Annotated in this window: 16 protein-coding genes; 11 read left to right on the top strand and 5 right to left on the bottom strand. The window is 71.5% G+C overall.

The genetic code is table 11. From position 1 onward, the window contains the following. Positions 1-14: 14 nt before the first annotated feature. Positions 15-1,604 (top strand): phosphoglycerate dehydrogenase, encoded by a 1,590-nt coding sequence (gene serA / locus ACFWBF_RS14520; protein WP_385600463.1) that lies wholly within the window; start codon positions 15-17, stop codon positions 1,602-1,604. 60 nt (positions 1,605-1,664) lie between these two features. On the opposite strand, the gene ACFWBF_RS14515 is transcribed toward serA, so the two are convergent. Then, on the bottom strand, positions 1,665-3,200 hold the full coding sequence (locus ACFWBF_RS14515; RefSeq protein ID WP_385600461.1) for an MFS transporter: 1,536 nt from the start codon (positions 3,198-3,200) through the stop codon (positions 1,665-1,667). Between the two features lie 89 nt (positions 3,201-3,289). On the opposite strand from ACFWBF_RS14515, the gene ACFWBF_RS14510 reads away from it, so the two are divergent. Next, positions 3,290-3,937 carry a TetR/AcrR family transcriptional regulator gene (locus tag ACFWBF_RS14510; RefSeq protein WP_385600457.1) on the top strand — a complete coding sequence of 216 codons (648 nt, stop codon included), beginning with the start codon at positions 3,290-3,292 and terminating at the stop codon, positions 3,935-3,937. Here the strand turns inward: ACFWBF_RS14510 and ACFWBF_RS14505 are convergent. Then, complete coding sequence (locus tag ACFWBF_RS14505) at positions 3,934-5,169, bottom strand: PucR family transcriptional regulator (RefSeq protein ID WP_385600455.1); 1,236 nt, start codon at positions 5,167-5,169, stop codon at positions 3,934-3,936. The two genes, ACFWBF_RS14510 and ACFWBF_RS14505, sit on opposite strands and share 4 nt — an antisense overlap. A 198-nt stretch (positions 5,170-5,367) precedes the next feature. Here ACFWBF_RS14505 and ACFWBF_RS14500 point away from each other — a divergent pair, with 198 nt between their 5' ends. From ACFWBF_RS14500 to ACFWBF_RS14485, 4 genes are all read left to right on the top strand, one after another. After that, entirely contained in the window at positions 5,368-6,294 is a 927-nt protein-coding gene (locus ACFWBF_RS14500) for a proline dehydrogenase family protein (protein ID WP_385600452.1), read from the top strand. A 19-nt stretch (positions 6,295-6,313) separates the two neighbouring features. Continuing rightward, the gene (gene pruA, locus ACFWBF_RS14495; RefSeq protein WP_385600450.1) at positions 6,314-7,945 is read left to right on the top strand and encodes an L-glutamate gamma-semialdehyde dehydrogenase; all 1,632 of its coding nucleotides are present in this window, start codon (positions 6,314-6,316) and stop codon (positions 7,943-7,945) included. A 251-nt stretch (positions 7,946-8,196) separates the two neighbouring features. After that, positions 8,197-9,063 (top strand): hypothetical protein, encoded by an 867-nt coding sequence (locus tag ACFWBF_RS14490; protein WP_385600448.1) that lies wholly within the window; start codon positions 8,197-8,199, stop codon positions 9,061-9,063. Beyond that, positions 9,057-9,254, top strand: a complete 198-nt coding sequence (locus ACFWBF_RS14485) for a hypothetical protein (RefSeq protein ID WP_385600445.1) — start codon at positions 9,057-9,059, stop codon at positions 9,252-9,254. Before ACFWBF_RS14490 ends, ACFWBF_RS14485 begins: the two co-directional genes overlap by 7 nt. 65 nt (positions 9,255-9,319) lie before the next feature. Here ACFWBF_RS14485 and ACFWBF_RS14480 read toward each other — a convergent pair whose 3' ends face one another. Beyond that, positions 9,320-10,021 (bottom strand): nitroreductase family protein, encoded by a 702-nt coding sequence (locus tag ACFWBF_RS14480; protein ID WP_385600443.1) that lies wholly within the window; start codon positions 10,019-10,021, stop codon positions 9,320-9,322. 77 nt (positions 10,022-10,098) lie between these two features. Between ACFWBF_RS14480 and ACFWBF_RS14475 the strand changes: the two genes are divergently transcribed. Next, positions 10,099-10,644, top strand: coding sequence for a GNAT family N-acetyltransferase (locus ACFWBF_RS14475; protein ID WP_385600440.1), 546 nt, complete (start codon positions 10,099-10,101; stop codon positions 10,642-10,644). A 5-nt stretch (positions 10,645-10,649) separates the two neighbouring features. Here the strand turns inward: ACFWBF_RS14475 and ACFWBF_RS14470 are convergent, their stop codons facing one another. Together ACFWBF_RS14470 and ACFWBF_RS14465 are read right to left on the bottom strand one after the other, a co-directional pair. Beyond that, the gene (locus tag ACFWBF_RS14470; RefSeq protein ID WP_385600437.1) at positions 10,650-12,677 is read right to left on the bottom strand and encodes a phosphocholine-specific phospholipase C; all 2,028 of its coding nucleotides are present in this window, start codon (positions 12,675-12,677) and stop codon (positions 10,650-10,652) included. Between the two features lie 119 nt (positions 12,678-12,796). Continuing rightward, positions 12,797-13,810, bottom strand: coding sequence for an NADP-dependent oxidoreductase (locus tag ACFWBF_RS14465; protein ID WP_385600434.1), 1,014 nt, complete (start codon positions 13,808-13,810; stop codon positions 12,797-12,799). 101 nt (positions 13,811-13,911) lie between these two features. On the opposite strand from ACFWBF_RS14465, the gene ACFWBF_RS14460 reads away from it, so the two are divergent. The 4 genes from ACFWBF_RS14460 to ACFWBF_RS14445 all read left to right on the top strand — a co-directional run bounded on the left by ACFWBF_RS14460 (position 13,912) and on the right by ACFWBF_RS14445 (position 17,631). After that, positions 13,912-14,793, top strand: a complete 882-nt coding sequence (locus tag ACFWBF_RS14460) for a LysR family transcriptional regulator (RefSeq protein WP_385600430.1) — start codon at positions 13,912-13,914, stop codon at positions 14,791-14,793. 261 nt (positions 14,794-15,054) lie between these two features. Beyond that, the gene (locus ACFWBF_RS14455; protein WP_385600427.1) at positions 15,055-15,183 is read left to right on the top strand and encodes a hypothetical protein; all 129 of its coding nucleotides are present in this window, start codon (positions 15,055-15,057) and stop codon (positions 15,181-15,183) included. 92 nt (positions 15,184-15,275) lie between these two features. Beyond that, the gene (locus ACFWBF_RS14450) at positions 15,276-16,316 is read left to right on the top strand and encodes a 3-isopropylmalate dehydrogenase (RefSeq protein ID WP_385600423.1); all 1,041 of its coding nucleotides are present in this window, start codon (positions 15,276-15,278) and stop codon (positions 16,314-16,316) included. Positions 16,317-16,545: 229 nt separating this feature from the next. Further along, a complete protein-coding gene (locus ACFWBF_RS14445; RefSeq protein ID WP_385600420.1) occupies positions 16,546-17,631 on the top strand; it encodes a branched-chain amino acid aminotransferase in 1,086 nt (361 codons plus the stop codon). Positions 17,632-17,685: the final 54 nt, after the last annotated feature.

Genomic DNA, 17,685 nt, shown 5'->3' with positions numbered 1-17,685 from the left:
TTGTGAGGACCCACGTGAGCTCGAAACCTGTCGTACTCATCGCCGAAGAGCTGTCGCCCGCCACCGTGGACGCGCTCGGGCCGGACTTCGAGATCCGGCACGTCAACGGAGCCGACCGCGCGGAGCTGCTGCCCGCGATCGTCGACGTCGACGCGATCCTGGTCCGCTCCGCCACCAAGGTCGACGCCGAGGCCATCGCCGCCGCCAAGAAGCTGAAGGTCGTCGCCCGCGCCGGCGTCGGTCTGGACAACGTCGACGTGTCCGCCGCCACCAAGGCCGGCGTGATGGTCGTCAACGCCCCGACCTCCAACATCGTGACCGCCGCCGAGCTCGCCTGCGGCCTGCTCGTCGCCACGGCCCGCAACATTCCGCAGGCCAACACCGCCCTGAAGAACGGCGAGTGGAAGCGGAACAAGTACACGGGCGTCGAGCTCAGCGAGAAGACCCTCGGCGTCGTCGGCCTCGGCCGCATCGGCGTCCTGGTCGCGCAGCGCATGTCGGCCTTCGGCATGAAGGTCGTCGCCTACGACCCGTACGTACAGCCCGCGCGCGCCGCCCAGATGGGCGTCAAGATGCTGACGCTGGACGAACTCCTCGAGGTCGCCGACTTCATCACCGTGCACCTGCCCAAGACCCCCGAGACCCTCGGTCTCATCGGGGACGAGGCCCTGCACAAGGTGAAGCCGTCCGTCCGCATCGTCAACGCCGCTCGCGGCGGGATCGTGGACGAGGCCGCGCTGTACTCGGCCATCAAGGAGGGCCGCGTCGCCGGCGCCGGCCTCGACGTGTACGCGAAGGAGCCCTGCACGGACTCCCCGCTCTTCGAGCTCGACCAGGTCGTCTGCACCCCGCACCTCGGCGCGTCCACGGACGAGGCCCAGGAGAAGGCCGGTGTCTCGGTCGCCAAGTCGGTGCGCCTCGCGCTCGCCGGTGAGCTCGTGCCGGACGCGGTCAACGTCCAGGGCGGCGTCATCGCCGAGGACGTCCGTCCCGGCCTGCCGCTCGCCGAGAAGCTCGGCCGCATCTTCACCGCGCTGGCGGGCGAGGTCGCGGTCCGTCTCGACGTCGAGGTCTGCGGCGAGATCACCCAGCACGATGTGAAGGTGCTCGAACTCTCCGCGCTCAAGGGTGTCTTCGAGGACGTCGTCGACGAGACGGTCTCCTACGTCAACGCCCCGCTGTTCGCTCAGGAGCGCGGTGTCGAGGTGCGCCTGACGACCAGTTCGGAGTCCCCGGACCACCGCAACGTGGTGACCGTACGCGGCACCCTGTCGGACGGCTCGGAGGTATCGGTCTCCGGCACGCTCGCGGGCCCGAAGCACCTGCAGAAGATCGTCGGTGTCGGCGAGTACGACGTGGACCTGGCCCTCGCCGACTTCATGGTCGTCCTGCGCTACACCGACCGCCCGGGCGTGGTCGGCACCGTGGGCCGCATCCTCGGCGAGGCCGGCCTGAACATCGCGGGCATGCAGGTCGCCCGCGCCGAGGAGGGCGGCGAGGCGCTCGTGGTCCTCACGGTCGACGCCGAGGTTCCGGTGAACGTCCTCGCGGACATCTCCGCCGAGATCGGCGCCGTCTCGGCGCGCACGGTCAGCCTCGACTGACGGTCGCAGTCACGTCAAGAAGGGCCCGGGGACGACCCCGGGCCCTTTCTTGTACGCCGGTCAGCTCGCGAGGGCTTCGGCCTCCTCGACCCGCTGCGCCGGGCCGCCGGCCGGGGCGGGGATCCCGCGGAGCAGGGCCACGGCGAGCACCGCCGCCCCGAGCAGGAGGGCCGTACCGCCCCAGGCGGCGTAGTGCATGCCGTGCACGAAGGCCTCGCGGGCCGGGGTCAGCACCTGCCCGCCCGCCTCGCCGCCGAGCTGCCGGGCGGTGGCGACCGCTCCGCCGAGGGTTTCGCGCACGGCGGGCTCCTGACCGGAGAGGTCGCTCCGGTAGACCGCGGTGCCGAGGCTGCCCAGGACCGCCATGCCCAGGGCCCCGCCGAACTCCTGGCCCGTCTCCAGCAGGGAGGCGGCCGAACCGGCCTTCTCGGCGGGAGCCGCGCCCAGCGCCATGTCGGAGACCAGGGACATCACGGTCACGATGCCCGAGGCCAGCACCCCGGCGCCGGTGAGCAGCAGCCACAGGGAGTCGGCGCCGACCAGGCCGATCAGCGCGAACCCGGCCGCGGCGAGGCAGAACCCTCCGGCGATGACGTACGCCCGGTCGAGCTTCTGGGCCAGGGAGGCGGAGACGGGGGCGGCGGCGCCGATGACGACCGACGGGGCGAGGCTCCACAGGGCGGCTTCCAGGGTGCCCATGCCGAGCACCGACTGGAGGTACTGGGTGGTGAAGTAGGCCGAGCCCATCATGGCGAAGGCGGAGATCGTGTTCAGGGCGATGCCGGCTCCGAAGCCGCGGCCCTGGAACAGGGCCCGGCTGATCATCGCGTCGTCACGGGTGCGCTGACGGCGCAGGAAGGCGTACCCGAAGGCCAGGCCGACGGCGACGCAGGCCGCGTGGAGCGGGGTGAAGCCCTCGGCGGCGATCTCCTTGAGGCCGTAGACGACCGGCAGGACGGCGGCCGTCGACAGCGGGACGCTCACCAGGTCGAAGCGGCCGGGCGCCGGGTCCTTGAACTCCGGTACCAGCACCGGGACCAGGACCAGCAGGAGCAGCATCGCGGGGACGTTGATCAGGAAGACCGAGCCCCACCAGAAGTGGTTCAGCATCACACCGCTCATGACCGATCCGAGGGCGATGCCGCCGGTCATGGCGCCGGACCAGATGGCGATGGCCTTGCCGCGCTGTCCGGCGTCCGTGAACAGGTTCCGTACGAGGGCCAGCGTGGACGGCATCAGGGTCGCGCCGCCGATGCCGAGCAGTACGCGGCAGGCGATCAGCATCTCGGCGCTGGTGGCGTAGCCGGCGCCGACGGAGGCGAGCCCGAAGGCGGCGGCGCCGATCAGCAGCAGCTTGCGGCGGCCGATCCGGTCCCCGAGGGAGCCCATCGTGATCAGCAGGCCGGAGAGGGCGAAGGCGTAGCTGTCGAAGATCCACAGCTGCTGGGTGGCGCTCGGGTCGAGCTCCCGGGTGATGGCCGGGATGGCGAAGTAGAGGACGGAGACGTCCATCGAGACCAGGAGCAGCGGCAGGAGGAGAACGGTGAAGGCGATCCATTCCCGCCGGCCGGCGAGGCGTGCTGCGGAGTTCGTCATGAGGAGCAATGTACAAGCGTCATAAACGTGTGTCTAGAACGATCGTATAGAACTTCTGTCTAGGACGGGTGTCTTGCTACGGTGAAGCCATGGGACATCGCGAAGATCTGCTGGAGGGCGCCAAGAAGTGCCTGGTCGAGAAGGGTTTCGTACGGACCACCGCGCGGGACATCGTCAAGGCCTCGGGCGCGAACCTGGCATCCATCGGGTACCACTACGGCTCCAAGGACGCGCTGCTGACGCAGGCGTTCATCGCCCTCATCGAGGACTGGGGCAACAAGTTCACCGCCGGTATCGAGGGGGAGGGTGGCTCGCTGGAGCGGTTCCGCTCGGTGTGGGACGGGGTGCACGCCGGGCACGAGGCGTCGGGCCCGATCTGGGCGGCCAGCATGGAGGTCGCGCTCACCCGCGAGCGGCTGCCGGAGCTGCGTGAACTGCTCGCCGCCTCGCAGGGGGAGGGCCGCAAGGGCATGGTCTCGATGTTCACCGGGGTGCCGGAGGAGCAGGTGGGCGAGGAGGACATGCGCACGACGGGCGCGTTCTACCAGGCGCTGCTCAACGGCTTCATGCTCCAGTGGCTCTTCGACCCGGCGTCGGCCGCGACCCCGGCGGAACTGACCGAGGGGATGCGGCGGGCGGTGGAGGCGATGGCGAAGGCCCCGGTGGCCGGGCCCGCTTCCGAGCCCGCGTCCGTTTCCGAGCCCGTTTCCGATCCCGCGTCCGGGCCCGCGGCCTAGGCGAGCCGGGCCGCCTTGAGGGCCATGTGGAGCAGCAGCCGGTCCTCGCCCTCGTCGAGGTCGAGCCCGGTCAGCTGCTCCACCCGCGAGAGGCGGTAGTACAGGGTCTGCCGGTGGATGCCCAGGGCCGCCGCCGCGCGGCCCGCCTGGCCGGCGCAGTCGAGGAACACCTCGGCGGTGCGGGCGAGTTCCCGGTTGCCCGGCCCGAGCAGCGTCCGCGTCGCCGGGTCGTCCACCGGGTCCGCGGCGATGGCCGTCAGCATCCGGTACGGGCCGATCAGCGACCACTGCGCGACCGGGCCGAACCGCGGCTGCGCCGCCCCCGCCCGCGCCGCGGCCACGGCCTGCTGCCAGGCGGCGGGCAGTTCCGCCAGGGCCCGCACCAGGTCGGACACCCCGGCCGCTGCCGCGCCCGGTCCCCCCGCCGCCCGAGGCAGCAGCCGGGACACCGCCGTCAGCGCCGGAGCCAGCGCGTCCGCGGAGCGCAGCCGCACCAGCACCGCCAGCGCCTGCCCGCCGGGGGCTTGCCCGGACCCGGACCCGGACGCGTCCCCGGATCCGTCCCCGGATCCGTCGCCCGACCCGCCGCCCGGCTTCGGTACGACGCACACCGCGGCCGCGCCCGGTACCGACGACGGGGTCTCCCCGGTCCACGGGGCCACGCAGACCGCCGCGTGCAGTCCGTCGGCCCCCGGCCCCAGCGCCACCCGCAGCGCGGCCACCGCCATGTCCCGCTGCCAGCCCCGCCCGGCGGTGAGCACCGCGCGGAACTCCCGCGAGAGGTCGGCGCCCGCCCGGGCCTCCTCCGCGAGCAGGACCCCGATCCGCTGGGCCACCTCCATCGCCGCGTCCAGAGCCGCCGGGCCCGGTCCCGCGCCGTGCGCCGGGCCGGGGCCGGACTCCTGGTCCAGCAGCCACACGTACCCCTGCACGATCCCGCGGTAGCGCACCGGCAGGCAGAGCCGCCCCCGGAAGACCCCCGCGTCCGGGGCCGCCGGGATCCGTACCGGCCCGGTGGCGCGCGCGATGCCGTAGGCCTCGAACCAGGCGCGCACGGCGGCCGTGGACTGCCGGGTGAGGATCGAGCGGGTGCGGACCGGGTCCATGGCGAGGTCGTCGTCGCTGTCGTGGGCGCCGAAGGCGATGAGGCGGAAGTCCCGGTTCTCCAGCGTCGCCGGGGCGCCGAGCAGCCCCGAGATCTCGTCCACCAGGTCCTGGTAATCGCCCTTCACCCGGCCATTCTCGCACTGCCGCACCCGGTCTTCAGACAGATGTATGAGATCCGGGACACGGATGCGTGACAGCTGTCGATGGCAGAGGATCGTGGAGATCCATAGGTTTCACGGTGGTTTCACTTGCGTTTTCCTTGTGGTCGCCGCCGCACCGGTGATGGCCGTATGTCCGCTTCTGCCACCCGTTGGAGGTGCCCCGTGCTGGGTCCCGCGATCCTCGCCGCCTCGCGCAGCGACAAGCTGCGCCGAATCGTCTCTGCCGCCCCGGTGACCAAGCCCGTGGTGAACCGGTTCATCCCCGGTGAGACGGTCGACCAGGTCATCCCGATCGTCGAGGAGCTCACGAGCAACGGGCTGGAGGTCACCCTCGACGTCGTCGGCGAGGACATCACCACGGTGGAGCAGTCGCACGCCGCCCGCGACGCCTACCTGGAGCTGATCGACCGCCTGAGCGTCCTGGGCCTCGGCGAGACGGTCGAGATGTCGGTCAAGCTGTCGATGTTCGGCCAGGCGCTGGAGGGCGGGCACGAGCTCGCGCTCGCCAACGTCCGCCCGGTCGTCGAGGCCGCCGCGGCCATCGGCACCACCGTCACCTTGGACGCCGAGGACCACACCACCCTCGACTCGATGTTCGCCATCCACGAGGAGCTGCGCCGGGACTTCCCGCAGACCGGCTGCGTGATCCAGGCCTACCTCTTCCGCACCGAGGCCGACGCCCGCCGCCTGGCCGCCGCCGGCAGCCGCGTCCGGATCGTGAAGGGCGCCTACAAGGAGCCCGCCGAGGTCGCGTACCAGGACAAGGCGGAGATCGACAAGGCGTACGTCCGCATCCTGAAGGTCCTGATGGAGGGCGACGGCTACCCGATGATCGGGTCGCACGACCCGCGCCTGATCGCCATCGGCCAGGAGCTCGCCCGCACCGCCGGGCGCAAGCTGGACGAGTACGAGTTCCAGATGCTGTACGGCATCCGCAGCGAGGAGCACCTGCGCCTGGCCGCCGAAGGACACCGGATGCGCGTCTACACCGCGTACGGGACGGACTGGTACGGCTACTTCATGCGCCGCCTCGCGGAGAAGCCGGCCAACCTGCTCTTCTTCCTCCGCTCGATGATCACCAAGAACTAGGTCAAGGAGTTATCTACTCATGGACGCTGTGACCCAGGTCCCCGCTCCGGTCAACGAGCCGGTCCACTCGTACGCCCCCGGCACCCCGGAGCGCGCACGCCTCGAAGTGCAGCTCAAGCAGCTGTCCGAGAACCCGATCGACCTCCCGATGACGATCAACGGCGTCAAGCGGATGGGCGCCGGCGAGCGCTTCGACGTGGTGCAGCCGCACGACCACAAGTCGGTCCTCGGCACCTACGCCAACGCCACCCAGGCCGACGCGCAGGAGGCCGTCGACGCCGCCCTCGCCGCCGCCCCGGCCTGGCGCTCGATGTCCTTCGACGACCGCGCCGCGATCATCCTGCGCGCCGCCGAGCTGCTCTCCGGCCCGTGGCGCGAGAAGCTGGCCGCATCCACCATGCTGGGCCAGTCCAAGACCGCGCAGCAGGCCGAGATCGACACCCCGTGCGAGCTCGTCGACTTCTGGCGCTTCAACGTCCACTTCGCCCGCCAGATCCTGGCCGAGCAGCCGGGCGCGAACTCCGCCGGCGTGTGGAACCGCAGCGACCACCGCCCGCTCGAGGGCTTCGTGTACGCGATCACCCCGTTCAACTTCACGGCCATCGCGGGCAACCTGCCGACCGCCCCCGCCCTGATGGGCAACGTGGTCGTGTGGAAGCCGTCCCCGACGCAGACCCACTCCGCCGTCCTCCTGATGGAGCTGCTGGAGGAGGCCGGCCTGCCGAAGGGCGTCATCAACCTGGTGACGGGCGACGGCATCGCCGTCTCCGAGGTGGCCCTGGAGCACCCGGAGCTCGCCGGCATCCACTTCACGGGCTCGACCAAGACCTTCCAGTACCTGTGGAAGACGGTCGGCAACAACATCGAGAAGTACAAGTCCTACCCGCGCCTGGTCGGCGAGACCGGCGGCAAGGACTTCGTCGTCGCGCACCCGTCCGCGGACCGCGCCGTCCTGAAGACCGCGCTGACCCGCGGCTCCTTCGAGTTCCAGGGCCAGAAGTGCTCGGCGTCCTCGCGCGCCTACGTCCCGGCCTCGATCTGGAACGACGGCTTCAAGGAGGCCTTCGCGGCCGAGGTCGACGGCATCGCCATGGGTGACGTCCGCGACCTGACGAACTTCATCGGCGCCGTCATCGACGAGCGCTCGTTCGCCAAGAACAAGGCCGCGATCGACCGCGCCATCGCCGACCCGACCTGCGAGATCGTCGCGGGCGGCACGTACGACGACTCGGAGGGCTACTTCGTGCGCCCGACCGTCATCGCGTGCACCGACCCCGAGAACGAGGTCTTCACGACCGAGTACTTCGGCCCGATCCTCGCCGTGCACGTCTACGAGGACGCCGCCTTCGACGCGATGCTCGCGCAGATGGAGTCCGTCTCGGCGTACGCCCTGACCGGCTCGATCATCGCCGGGGACCGGTACGCGGCCGCGGACGCGATGGAGAAGCTCCGCTTCGCGGCGGGCAACTTCTACATCAACGACAAGTCGACCGGCGCCGTGGTCGGCCAGCAGCCCTTCGGCGGCGGCCGCGCCTCGGGTACGAACGACAAGGCGGGCGCCGCGACGAACCTGCAGCGCTGGACCTCGACCCGCTCCATCAAGGAGACCCTGGTCGCGCCGACGGACTACCCGTACCCCCACATGGGCTGACCTCCCGGCCCCGCAAAGCCCCGCCCCCGCTCCGGTACCCCCAAGTCCGGAGCGGGGGCGGTTCCAGTTCCCGGGGTGCTCGACTCCTGCTAGCCTGAAGGGAGTTGTCGTGTACGGCGACACGCTCCACGCACTCGGGCCCGGCAACCCGAGGGAGCTGAGGGCTCTAGCGAGTTCCCGTACGGGGTGGGCACGGCCAGGCGATACGACACCTCTACGCGCCCGTACCGGGACGGCGCCCGGGGAGACGTATGTCCAGGCGTACAGACAACCGCCACCGTGTGGCGACCCTCTGCCGCGAGGCCACGGGCCTCGCGCACCACACCTGCCTGAAGTGGGCCGCGGCCGGGCTGATCACCCGGCGGCAGCCGGTGCCCGATGCCGCCGGCGCGGAGCAGCGGGCCTTCGAGTCGCAGCTCGTACTCGAACTCGCCGACCGGCTGCGCCACGAGCAGGTGGACGGAGCTGTACTCGGTTTCACCCATGCCCGGCCCAGCCGGTCCGGCCTGGTGCTCGGCCTGCACCCGGCGACGGCCGACGCGGTACTGGCCGCGGTGGTGCCGAGGTTCGACGAGCGCTACGGCGGTCTGCGGGGCGTGCCCGGCCTGCGGCTGAGCCCGCAGGGCGGGGAATGGGCGCTCACCCGTGTCGGGGGCGAGGCGCTCGTCCGCCTCGTGCACCCGCGGGCGGACTGGGTTCCACGGCTCCCCGACCACGGGGACGGGCTGACGCAACTGTGGCGCAGCCACCGGCGCGGCGTGCACCCGGCGGAGGCGGCCGAGGTGCGCCGCTGGGGCTCGGAGGGCGGGGGCGCCGAGACGTGCGGCCGGCTGCTGAGCCGTGTCCTGCGACGGCCCCTGCTCGTCAACGCGGCCGGTACGGCGCACGGCTGGGCCAACACCTATCACCACGGTCGTCGGAGCCTGGTCATCGAATGGTGCTGCGCGGTCGGCGCCCCGGAGATGGAGGACCGGCTGCGCCGCAGCGGGCTCGCCGCACCGTCGCCCGGCACCGCCTCGGAGGCCGACGGCCGGGCGGATCCCCCGGGACGGATCTCGCTGGACGGCGCCTCCCTCACCGTACGGCGCGGACCCTGCGCGGAGCGGGTCCCGTGCTGACCGCGGCGTGCGTGACGGCGGCCGTGCTCGGGGTGGCCAAAGTGGTGCGGGACTGGCTCATCCTGCGGCAGGTGCGGGCCGCCATGGAGGCGTGCTCCCCGGAGGACCGGGTGCGGATCGGGATGCGGCTGGCCGGGGCGCTCGGCGGGCGGGCGGCCGAGGAGCCCGCCGCGCCCGACGGCGGCGGCTAGTGCTGTGGCCGGAAAGGGTTGCCGTGCCGGGCGCCGCGACGCGGTGAACCGTTCCGGTCACAGCACTAGACCTCGACCATGACCTGGGCGAGGGACTTGCGGAGCAGGTCCGGGACCTCGCAGTCGTCCGCCGGGTAGCCGATCGGGATGACCGCGAAGGCCTTCTCGTTCGCCGGACGGTTCAGGACGTGGGAGAGGAAGCGCATCGGGCTCGGGGTGTGGATCAGGGCCGCGAGCCCGGACAGGTGGAGCGCGGACAGCAGCATGCCCACCGCGATGCCCACCGACTCGTCGACGTAGTAGTGCTTGCGCTTCGTACCGTCCGGGCCGAGCCAGTGCCGCTGCTGGAAGACCACGACCAGGGCCGGGGCGTCCGTGAGGTGGGTCTTCACGGCGTCCGTGCCGATGGGCCGCAGCGCGGCGAGCCACTCGTCGCCGAGCCGGCCGTCGTAGGACAGCTGCTCCTCCTGCTCGGCGGCGGCGCGGATCTGCTGCCGCACGGACGGGTCCTTGACCAGGACGAACGTCCACGGCTGCTGGTGCGCCCCGGACGGCGCGGTCGCGGCGCAGGCGACGGCGTCCCGGACGACCTGCTCGGGCACGGGGTCCGCGGAGAAGTGGCGTACCGTGCGCCGCTCGTCCATCCGGGCCCGCAACTCGGCGGCACGGGCGAGGGATTCCGGGCCGGGCATCCGCTGCGGCCGGTAGGCGACGGGGCGGTACGGCTCGCCGTGGGCAGGGGTCCATTGCTGGGTATCGGGCGACATGAGGCGAGTGTGCCGGGGCGGCCCGGGAGACGGCCAGGAACGTGCAGGCCGATTGGTGGCCGGGGGACACTGGTTCCATGACCGATACACGGACACACCTCGCCCACACCTCGCAGTTGGGCCCCGGCGCGCTGGAGGAGATCCGGGCCCTGCTCGACGGAGCGTTCGAGGGGCAGTTCTCCGACGAGGACTTCGAGCACGGGCTCGGCGGGATGCACGCGCTGATCCACGAGGGCGGTGAGCTGGTCGGGCACGGGAGCGTGGTGCAGCGGCGGGCCGTGCACCGGGGCAGGGCCCTGCGCGTCGGGTACGTCGAGGCCGTGGCCGTACGGGCGGACCACCGGCGGCGGGGGATCGGCGGGGTCGCGATGGCCGCGCTGGAGGAGGTCATCGCGCGGGCCTACGTGCTCGGCGCGCTCTCGGCGTCCAGGGCCGGAGCCGCGTTGTACGAGGGCCGGGGGTGGACGGTGTGGGGCGGGCCGATCGGGGTGCTCGGGCCGCGGGGGCCCGAGCGGCTCCCCGAGGAGGAGGGCAGCACCTACCTGTGGGTTCCGCCCGGCGGGGCCCTTCCGGACCCCGCCGGGCGGCTGGACTTCGACTGGCGCGACGGGGACGTACTGTAGCCCCGTCAGCCGGAGATGCTGGGCGCGCCCGACTCGATGTGGCCCGTGTAGCGGCGCGACCAGGTGCCGTCGGCGTCGGTCAGGACCGTGAAGTCGTACCAGCCGTTGCTGTACGCCACCGCGTTGAAGTAGTCCTCCCGCGAGGAGTTCGCCGGGACCGTGTAGGTCCACGGGCCGTCCGTGCGGTAGGCGTTGGAGCGGATCGTGAAGGTGACCGGCGCGGCGGACGAGTTGGTCATCTTGAAGTAGACCGCCGTCTTGCCGGTGCCCGGCTCCACCGCGAAGCGGGCCGCCACCTCCAGGTTCTTGCCCGCCTTCGTGGCGTCGCCGAGGAAGCGCCGCAGGAAGCGGTTCGGGCCGTACATCGAGATGTCGTACTTCCCGGAGCCGGAGCCCAGGCCGATGTTGAAGTAGTCCGTCGAGGTGCTGTTCGGGTCGACCGTGTACTGCCAGGCGGCCGTGTCCCGGTACTGGTGCGGGTGGATCGAGAAGTGCGCGGCCTGCTTGGCCTGCGCCCCCTGGTTGGTCATCGAGAACCAGGCCAGGATCTTGCCGGCCGCCCCGAACTCGAAGCGGTCCAGGTTGCCGTTCACCTGGTACGGAAGGGCTCGCGCCGGCCGCGTGCCGGGCTCCTGGGCCGGGAGCGCGTTGTCCTGCGGCGCCGGGTTGGGCAGCGGGCCGCAGGTCGACTGGCCGATGACCTTCGCGGTGGACGGCAGGCCCGCGGGGACCCCGTACACCGGGTGCCCGAAGTCGAAGACGCCGGTCAGGTCGCCGACCACCTTGCGGCGCCAGACGCTGATGTTCGGACAGGTGGCGGGGCTGCCGAGGGCGGCCGTCCACGTCTCCATGAACCGCAGGACCGAGGTGTGGTCGAAGACCTCCGAGCTCACCCAGCCGCCGCGCGTCCAGGGGGACATCACGATCATCGGGACACGGAAGCCGAGGCCGATCGGGACGCCGTCGATGTACTCGCCGGGCGTGCCGGGCGGGGCGACGGGCGGCGGGACGTGGTCGAAGAAGCCGTCGTTCTCGTCGTAGTTGAGGAAGAGCACGGTGGAGTCGAAGACCTCCGGGTTCGCGGCGAGCGCCCGGTAGACCAGGTCCACGAAGTGCGCGCCGTCGCCGGGCGGGGCGTACGGGTGCTCGGAGAAGGCCTCGTTCGCCACGACCCAGGAGACCTGCGGGAGGGTCCCGGCGACCACGTCCGCCCGGATGGCGGCCGCGATGTCGTCCGGGGTGGAGCCGGTGACCTTGGGGACGGAGCTCATGCCCCGGTCCCACAGCGGGTTGCCGGGGGCGGCGTCCGTGAACTTCTTGAAATAGGCCAGACCGTTGTCGCCGTAGTTGTCCTGGGCGTTCTGGTAGACCTTCCAGGTCATGCCGGCCCGCTGGAGGGCCTCCGCGTACGCCTCCCAGGTCAGCCCGGACTCGTCGCCGCCGTCCTTGCTCCCGGCGTCGACCTTGCCGCTCCACAGGAAGGTGCGGTTCGGGCCGGTCGCGCTCAGCGTGGAGCAGAAGTACGCGTCGCAGACCGTGTAGTTGTCGGCGAGGCCGTAGTGGAAGGGGATGTCTCCCCGGTCCAGGTAGCCGAGGGTGCGGGTGTTGCCGACGCCGGTGACGAAGTTGTCCATCCGGCCCTTGTTCCAGGCGGCGTGCTGCGAGGTCCAGCTGTGCGGGAGGTCGCCGTTGCACTGGGCGAGGGTCTCGCCGTCCACCCCGCCCGCGGGCGGGGTGGCGCTCAGCTTCCAGGGGTACTGGCGGCCGCCCCAGTTCGGCTGGTTGAACATGCCCCAGCCGCCGGGGATGTTGCCGGCGGCGCGGTCGCCGAAGCCGCGGACACCCTTGAGCCTGCCGAAGTAGTGGTCGAAGCTGCGGTTCTCCTGCATCAGGATCACCACGTGCTTCACATCGGTGATCGTGCCGGTCGCGGCCGCCGCGGCCGCCGTCGACGGTGCGATCCCGGGCAGGGCCGCCCCCGCCACCAGTCCGGCGCCGATACCCACGAAACCCCTGCGGCTGATCGGTGTCACTGGCTACTCGCCTCCAACTCAAGTGCCCCGCTGGCACATTGACGGCAAGAGTGGCGGGACGGCCGCCAAAGGTCTACATCCGTGCGGTAAGAGTTCGGTGAACTTCCGGGTGGCTGGATTCAGCTGCCGACGCGGACGAGCATCTTGCCCAGATTGTCCCCGCGGAGCACCCCCTGGAATGCCTCCACGGTGTGATCGAATCCCTGTACAACGGTGGTGTCGGTGCCGATCCGGCCACTGCGCAGGTGGGGGACGAGGAAGTCCTCCAGCTCGTCCTGCAGATTGGTGTGATTTCGAACCAATACCCCTTCCAGGCGCAGCGACTTGTGTACGACCTCGAAGAGGTTGCGGGGCGCGGCCGGGGACCGGTCCCCGTTGTACATCGAGATCCCGCCGACCCAGGCGATCCGCCCGTACTCGCGCAGCACGTCGATCGCGCCCTCCAGGTGGTCGCCGCCGACGTTGTCCACGTAGACGTCGATGCCCTCCGGGGCCGCCTTCGCGAGCTGCTCGCCCACCGGCCCGTCGTGATAGTCGAAGGCCGCGTCGAAGCCGAGCCGCTCGGTGAGCCGGCGGACCTTCGCGGCCGAGCCCGCGCTGCCGATGATCCGGCGGGCGCCGAGCAGCCGGGCGATGTGGCCGGTCGCCGTGCCGACCCCGCCCGCGGCGGCGGACACGAACAGGTCCTCGCCCTCGCGCAGCGCCGCCGTCCGGGTCAGGGCGGCGTACGCGGTCAGGCCGGTGCCGCCGAGGATCGAGAGGTACGCCTCCAGCGGGACGCCCTCGTACCCCTTCAGCTTGCGGGCGCCGTCCACGCCGAGGGTGACCAGCGCGTGCGTGCGCCACCCGGCGCGGTGGAAGACGAGGTCGCCCTCCGCGAGTCCCGGGTCGCGGGAGGCGAGCACCCGGCCCACCGAACGGCCCTCCAGCGGGGTGTTCAGCTCGAAGCCGCCTTCGCCGCCGTCCATCAATCCGCGGTGGTACGGGTCCACCGACAGCAGGAGGTTCTCCACAAGGGCGGTGCCGGGGGCGGGGGAGGGGACGGGGGTCTCGACGTAGGCGAAGTCGGTGGCGGCGGGGAAGCCGGTCGGGCGGGCGATCTGGTGGACGGCGTGGCCGGTCTGCGTGGTCATGGCGGCGACAGTAGGAAGGAATCACCGGGCCGGGCAGGGGGTTGGGTTCATGGAAGCCGCAGATCCATGAATGCCGTTCATAGAAGCAGGTGGGGGCCACCGTGACCGAACTCGCTCCGCAGGAATTGCGCATCCTGGTGGCCGTCGCCGAGTACGGCGGCTTCTCCGCCGCGGGCGCGGCCCTCGGAATCACCCAGTCGGCCGTATCGCACGCGGTCCGCGGCAGCGAGGCCAAGATCGGGGCGGTCCTCTTCGATCGGGGCAGGTCCGGCGCCCGGCCCACCCCGGCGGGGGAGCGGGCCGTCGGCCACGCCCGCCGGATCCTGCGCCTGTACGAGGTCCTCGTCGCGGAGGCCCGCGGCGCCGGGCGCGGCACGGTGGAGGGGGTCCTGCGCATCGCCGCGTTCCGCAGTGCGGCACTGCACCTGCTGCCGCCCGCCCTGGAGCGGCTCACCGCCCGCCACCCCGGCATCCGCCCCGAGGTCCGGGTGGTGCGCGAGCTCGGCGCCGGCGCCGCCGGGGAGGTGGCCGCCGGCCGCGCCGACCTGGGCGTCGCCACCCTGGGCTCGGCGGACGGCTCGGCGGACGGCGCGGCGCCCGGCCTGCTGACCGGGGTCCTGGCGGAAGAGGCGTACGCGCTGGTCCACCCGGTCGGGCACCCGGATCCCAAGGCGCTGCCGCTGCTGGACTGGGACGAGAACTGCGGCTCGTACACCCGCGACTGGTGGCGGGCCCAGGACTGGATCCCCTCGGCCACCGTCAAGGCGGAGGACGACGGCATGGTGCTCACCATGGTCGGCCGGGGGCTCGGCATGGCGATCCTGCCCGAGCTCTCGCTCCGCGAGGCCGGTGATGCGGTGGAGATCACCGATCTGGGGCCCGGGCGACCGGTGAGACGGGTGGGATACGTCACCACACCGGAAGCTGCATCGACCCTCGCCGTAAGGGCTCTGATCAGGGAACTCCGCTCGACAGAGGTCTGAAACGGAGGCGCCGCACAGGCCCTTCCGGGCGGTTGCGCGTCTCAGATAGTAGGAAGTCCGAGTAATTGCGGAGACAGACAGCGGAACCTGTCCTAGCTTTGTAAGAGCCGAACGTCTCGCTGATCCGGCGAATGGCGGTCGAGAGCGCGCGCCCTTTGGCAGGCAACCCCTGCGGCGCACCGCTCCCCGCCTCTTCCGGCGCCTTGAAGGAACCCCTCATCCGTGGCCCCGCCACGCCGTGATCTCAAGGAGTCGATCACCATGACGCCCACCACCGCCCCCCGCCGCGTCCGCCACTCCTCCGGCGCCGACGCCGACCGCAAGAACGCCGCCGCCGCCCTCCAGCGCGCCCTCGACCGCCGCGACAACGGCGGCTCGACCGGGCACTGAACGCCCGCAGGCGCGTCGCGTCCACGTGATCCGCACGGTCCACATCGTGGACGCGATATGTCTGAGGGATGGACAAGGAGTACGGTTCCACCATGTCGACCAGCATCAATCTCGCAGTGATCCCCGGTGATGGCATCGGCCAGGAAGTCGTGGCTCAGGGCCTCAAGGTCCTTACCGCGGTCCTGCCCCAGGACGTGAAGCTGGAGACCAGGGAATACGACCTCGGCGCCCAGCGCTGGCACCGCACCGGTGAGACCCTCCCGGACGCGGAGCTCGAATCCCTCAAGCACCACGACGCGATCCTGCTGGGCGCCATCGGCGACCCTTCGGTCCCGTCCGGCGTGCTGGAGCGCGGTCTGCTGCTGAAGCTCCGCTTCGCCTTCGACCACTACATCAACCTGCGCCCGTCGAAGCTCTTCCCCAACACGGCCACCCCGCTCGCCGGCCGTCCGGAGATCGACTTCGTCGTGGTCCGCGAGGGCACCGAGGGCCCGTACACCGGCAACGGCGGCAGCCTGCGCACCGGGACCCCCGCCGAGGTGGCCACCGAGGTCAGCATCAACACCGCGTACGGCGTCGAGCGCGTCGTGCGTGACGCGTACGAGCGCGCCAACGCCCGTCCGCGCAAGAAGCTGACGCTGGTCCACAAGAACAACGTCCTCGTGTACGCGGGCCACATGTGGAAGAACATCTTCGACAAGGTCGGCCAGGAGTACCCCGAGGTCACCACGGACTACCTGCACGTCGACGCCGCGACGATCTTCTTCGTCACCCAGCCCGAGCGCTTCGACGTCATCGTCACGGACAACCTCTTCGGTGACATCCTCACCGACCTGGCCGCCGCCGTGACCGGCGGAATCGGCCTGGCCGCCTCCGGGAACATCAACCCGACCGGCGCCTTCCCGTCCATGTTCGAGCCCGTCCACGGCTCGGCCCCGGACATCGCCGGCACCGGCAAGGCGGACCCGACCGCGACGATCCTCTCGGTCGCGCTCCTGCTGCGCCACCTCGGCCACGAGGCCCAGGCCGTCCGCATCGAGGAAGCCGTCACCGCCGACCTCGCCGAGCGCGACGGCACGTTCCGCTCCACCGATGCCATCGGCGACGCCCTCGCCGCACGAGTAGCCGGCTGACCCGGCAGCTCCACCTCAGGGAAGCCGCCGGGTCACGATCATCGGACCCGGCGGCTTTTCCTGTGCGGCCCCGGGTGCCACCATCTCCCCTGGGCCGCAATCACCCCGTTTCTCCGTTGCCCCCTCGCGCGCGATAATCGAACGCGAGGCCGCGGAAAACGGGGAAGCTCGGACGTCCTGGTACGCATGAGCGCGGTCCGCCATACACAACGGTGAAGGACAAGCACTCATGACGACGCCCACGATCGAGCTCAAGCCCTCCTCGAACCCGCTGTCCGACGCGGAGCGCGAGGCGATCCTGGCCAGCCCCGGCTTCGGCCGCCACTTCACCGACCACATGGTGACGGTCAAGTGGACCGAGGGCCGCGGCTGGCACGACGCCGAGCTGGTCCCGTACGCGCCGCTGTCGATCGACCCGGCCAACATGACCCTGCACTACGCGCAGACGATCTTCGAAGGTCTGAAGGCGTACAAGCAGCCCGACGGCACGGTGGCCACCTTCCGCCCGCAGGCCAACGCCGAGCGCTTCCAGGCCTCCGCCCGCCGCATGGCGATGCCGGAGCTGCCCACCGAGCTGTTCATCGCCGCCTGCGACGCGCTGATCCAGCAGGACCGCGCATGGGTGCCGGACTCCGGCGAGGCCTCGCTGTACCTGCGCCCGTTCATGTTCGCGTCCGAGGTGGGCCTGGGCGTCCGCCCGGCCAACGAGTTCCTGTTCATGGTCATCGCCTCGCCCGCCGGCGCGTACTTCCCCGGTGGGGTCAAGCCCGTCTCCGTCTGGCTCTCCGAGGAGTACGTGCGCGCCGTCAAGGGCGGTACCGGTGCGGCCAAGACCGGCGGCAACTACGCGGCCTCCCTCGTCGCGCAGGCCCAGGCCGCCTCGCACGGCTGCGACCAGGTGGTCTGGCTCGACGCCGTCGAGCACCGCTGGATCGAGGAGATGGGCGGAATGAACCTGTACTTCGTGTACGGCGACCGCATCGTCACCCCCGAGCTCACCGGCTCGCTCCTCCCGGGCATCACCCGCGACTCCCTCCTCACCATCGCCCGCGACCTCGGCTACACCGCCGAGGAGGGCCGCATCACCACCGAGGACTGGAAGCGCGACAACGAGAACGGCACCCTCACCGAGGTGTTCGCCTGCGGCACCGCCGCCGTGATCACCCCGGTCGGCTCCGTCAAGTCCGAGCGCGCCAACTGGACCCAGGGCAACGGCGAGCCCGGCGAGGTCACCATGAAGCTGCGCAAGGCGCTGCTGGACCTCCAGACCGGCCACACCCCCGACACCCACGGCTGGATGCACCCGCTCGGCTAGAGCCGGCGCCCCCACCCCGTACGTACGAAGGCCCGCGCCCTGGATGTCCAGGGC

The organism is Streptomyces sp. NPDC060028 (genome assembly GCF_042736725.1).
Lineage (GTDB): Bacteria > Actinomycetota > Actinomycetes > Streptomycetales > Streptomycetaceae > Streptomyces.
The sequence above is the reverse complement of the archived record's forward strand: the minus strand, read 5'-3'. Positions and strand labels throughout refer to the sequence as shown.

What these genes read in the sequence shown, in the direction of transcription:
- ACFWBF_RS14515 (WP_385600461.1), bottom strand. Translation starts at nt 3,200, where the DNA reads ATGACGAACTCCGCAGCACGCCTCGCCGGCCGGCGGGAATGGATCGCC.
- ACFWBF_RS14510 (WP_385600457.1), top strand. Translation starts at nt 3,290, where the DNA reads ATGGGACATCGCGAAGATCTGCTGGAGGGCGCCAAGAAGTGCCTGGTC.
- pruA (WP_385600450.1), top strand. Translation starts at nt 6,314, where the DNA reads ATGGACGCTGTGACCCAGGTCCCCGCTCCGGTCAACGAGCCGGTCCAC.
- ACFWBF_RS14490 (WP_385600448.1), top strand. Translation starts at nt 8,197, where the DNA reads ATGTCCAGGCGTACAGACAACCGCCACCGTGTGGCGACCCTCTGCCGC.
- ACFWBF_RS14480 (WP_385600443.1), bottom strand. Translation starts at nt 10,021, where the DNA reads ATGTCGCCCGATACCCAGCAATGGACCCCTGCCCACGGCGAGCCGTAC.
- ACFWBF_RS14475 (WP_385600440.1), top strand. Translation starts at nt 10,099, where the DNA reads ATGACCGATACACGGACACACCTCGCCCACACCTCGCAGTTGGGCCCC.
- ACFWBF_RS14465 (WP_385600434.1), bottom strand. Translation starts at nt 13,810, where the DNA reads ATGACCACGCAGACCGGCCACGCCGTCCACCAGATCGCCCGCCCGACC.
- ACFWBF_RS14455 (WP_385600427.1), top strand. Translation starts at nt 15,055, where the DNA reads ATGACGCCCACCACCGCCCCCCGCCGCGTCCGCCACTCCTCCGGCGCC.
- ACFWBF_RS14450 (WP_385600423.1), top strand. Translation starts at nt 15,276, where the DNA reads ATGTCGACCAGCATCAATCTCGCAGTGATCCCCGGTGATGGCATCGGC.
- ACFWBF_RS14445 (WP_385600420.1), top strand. Translation starts at nt 16,546, where the DNA reads ATGACGACGCCCACGATCGAGCTCAAGCCCTCCTCGAACCCGCTGTCC.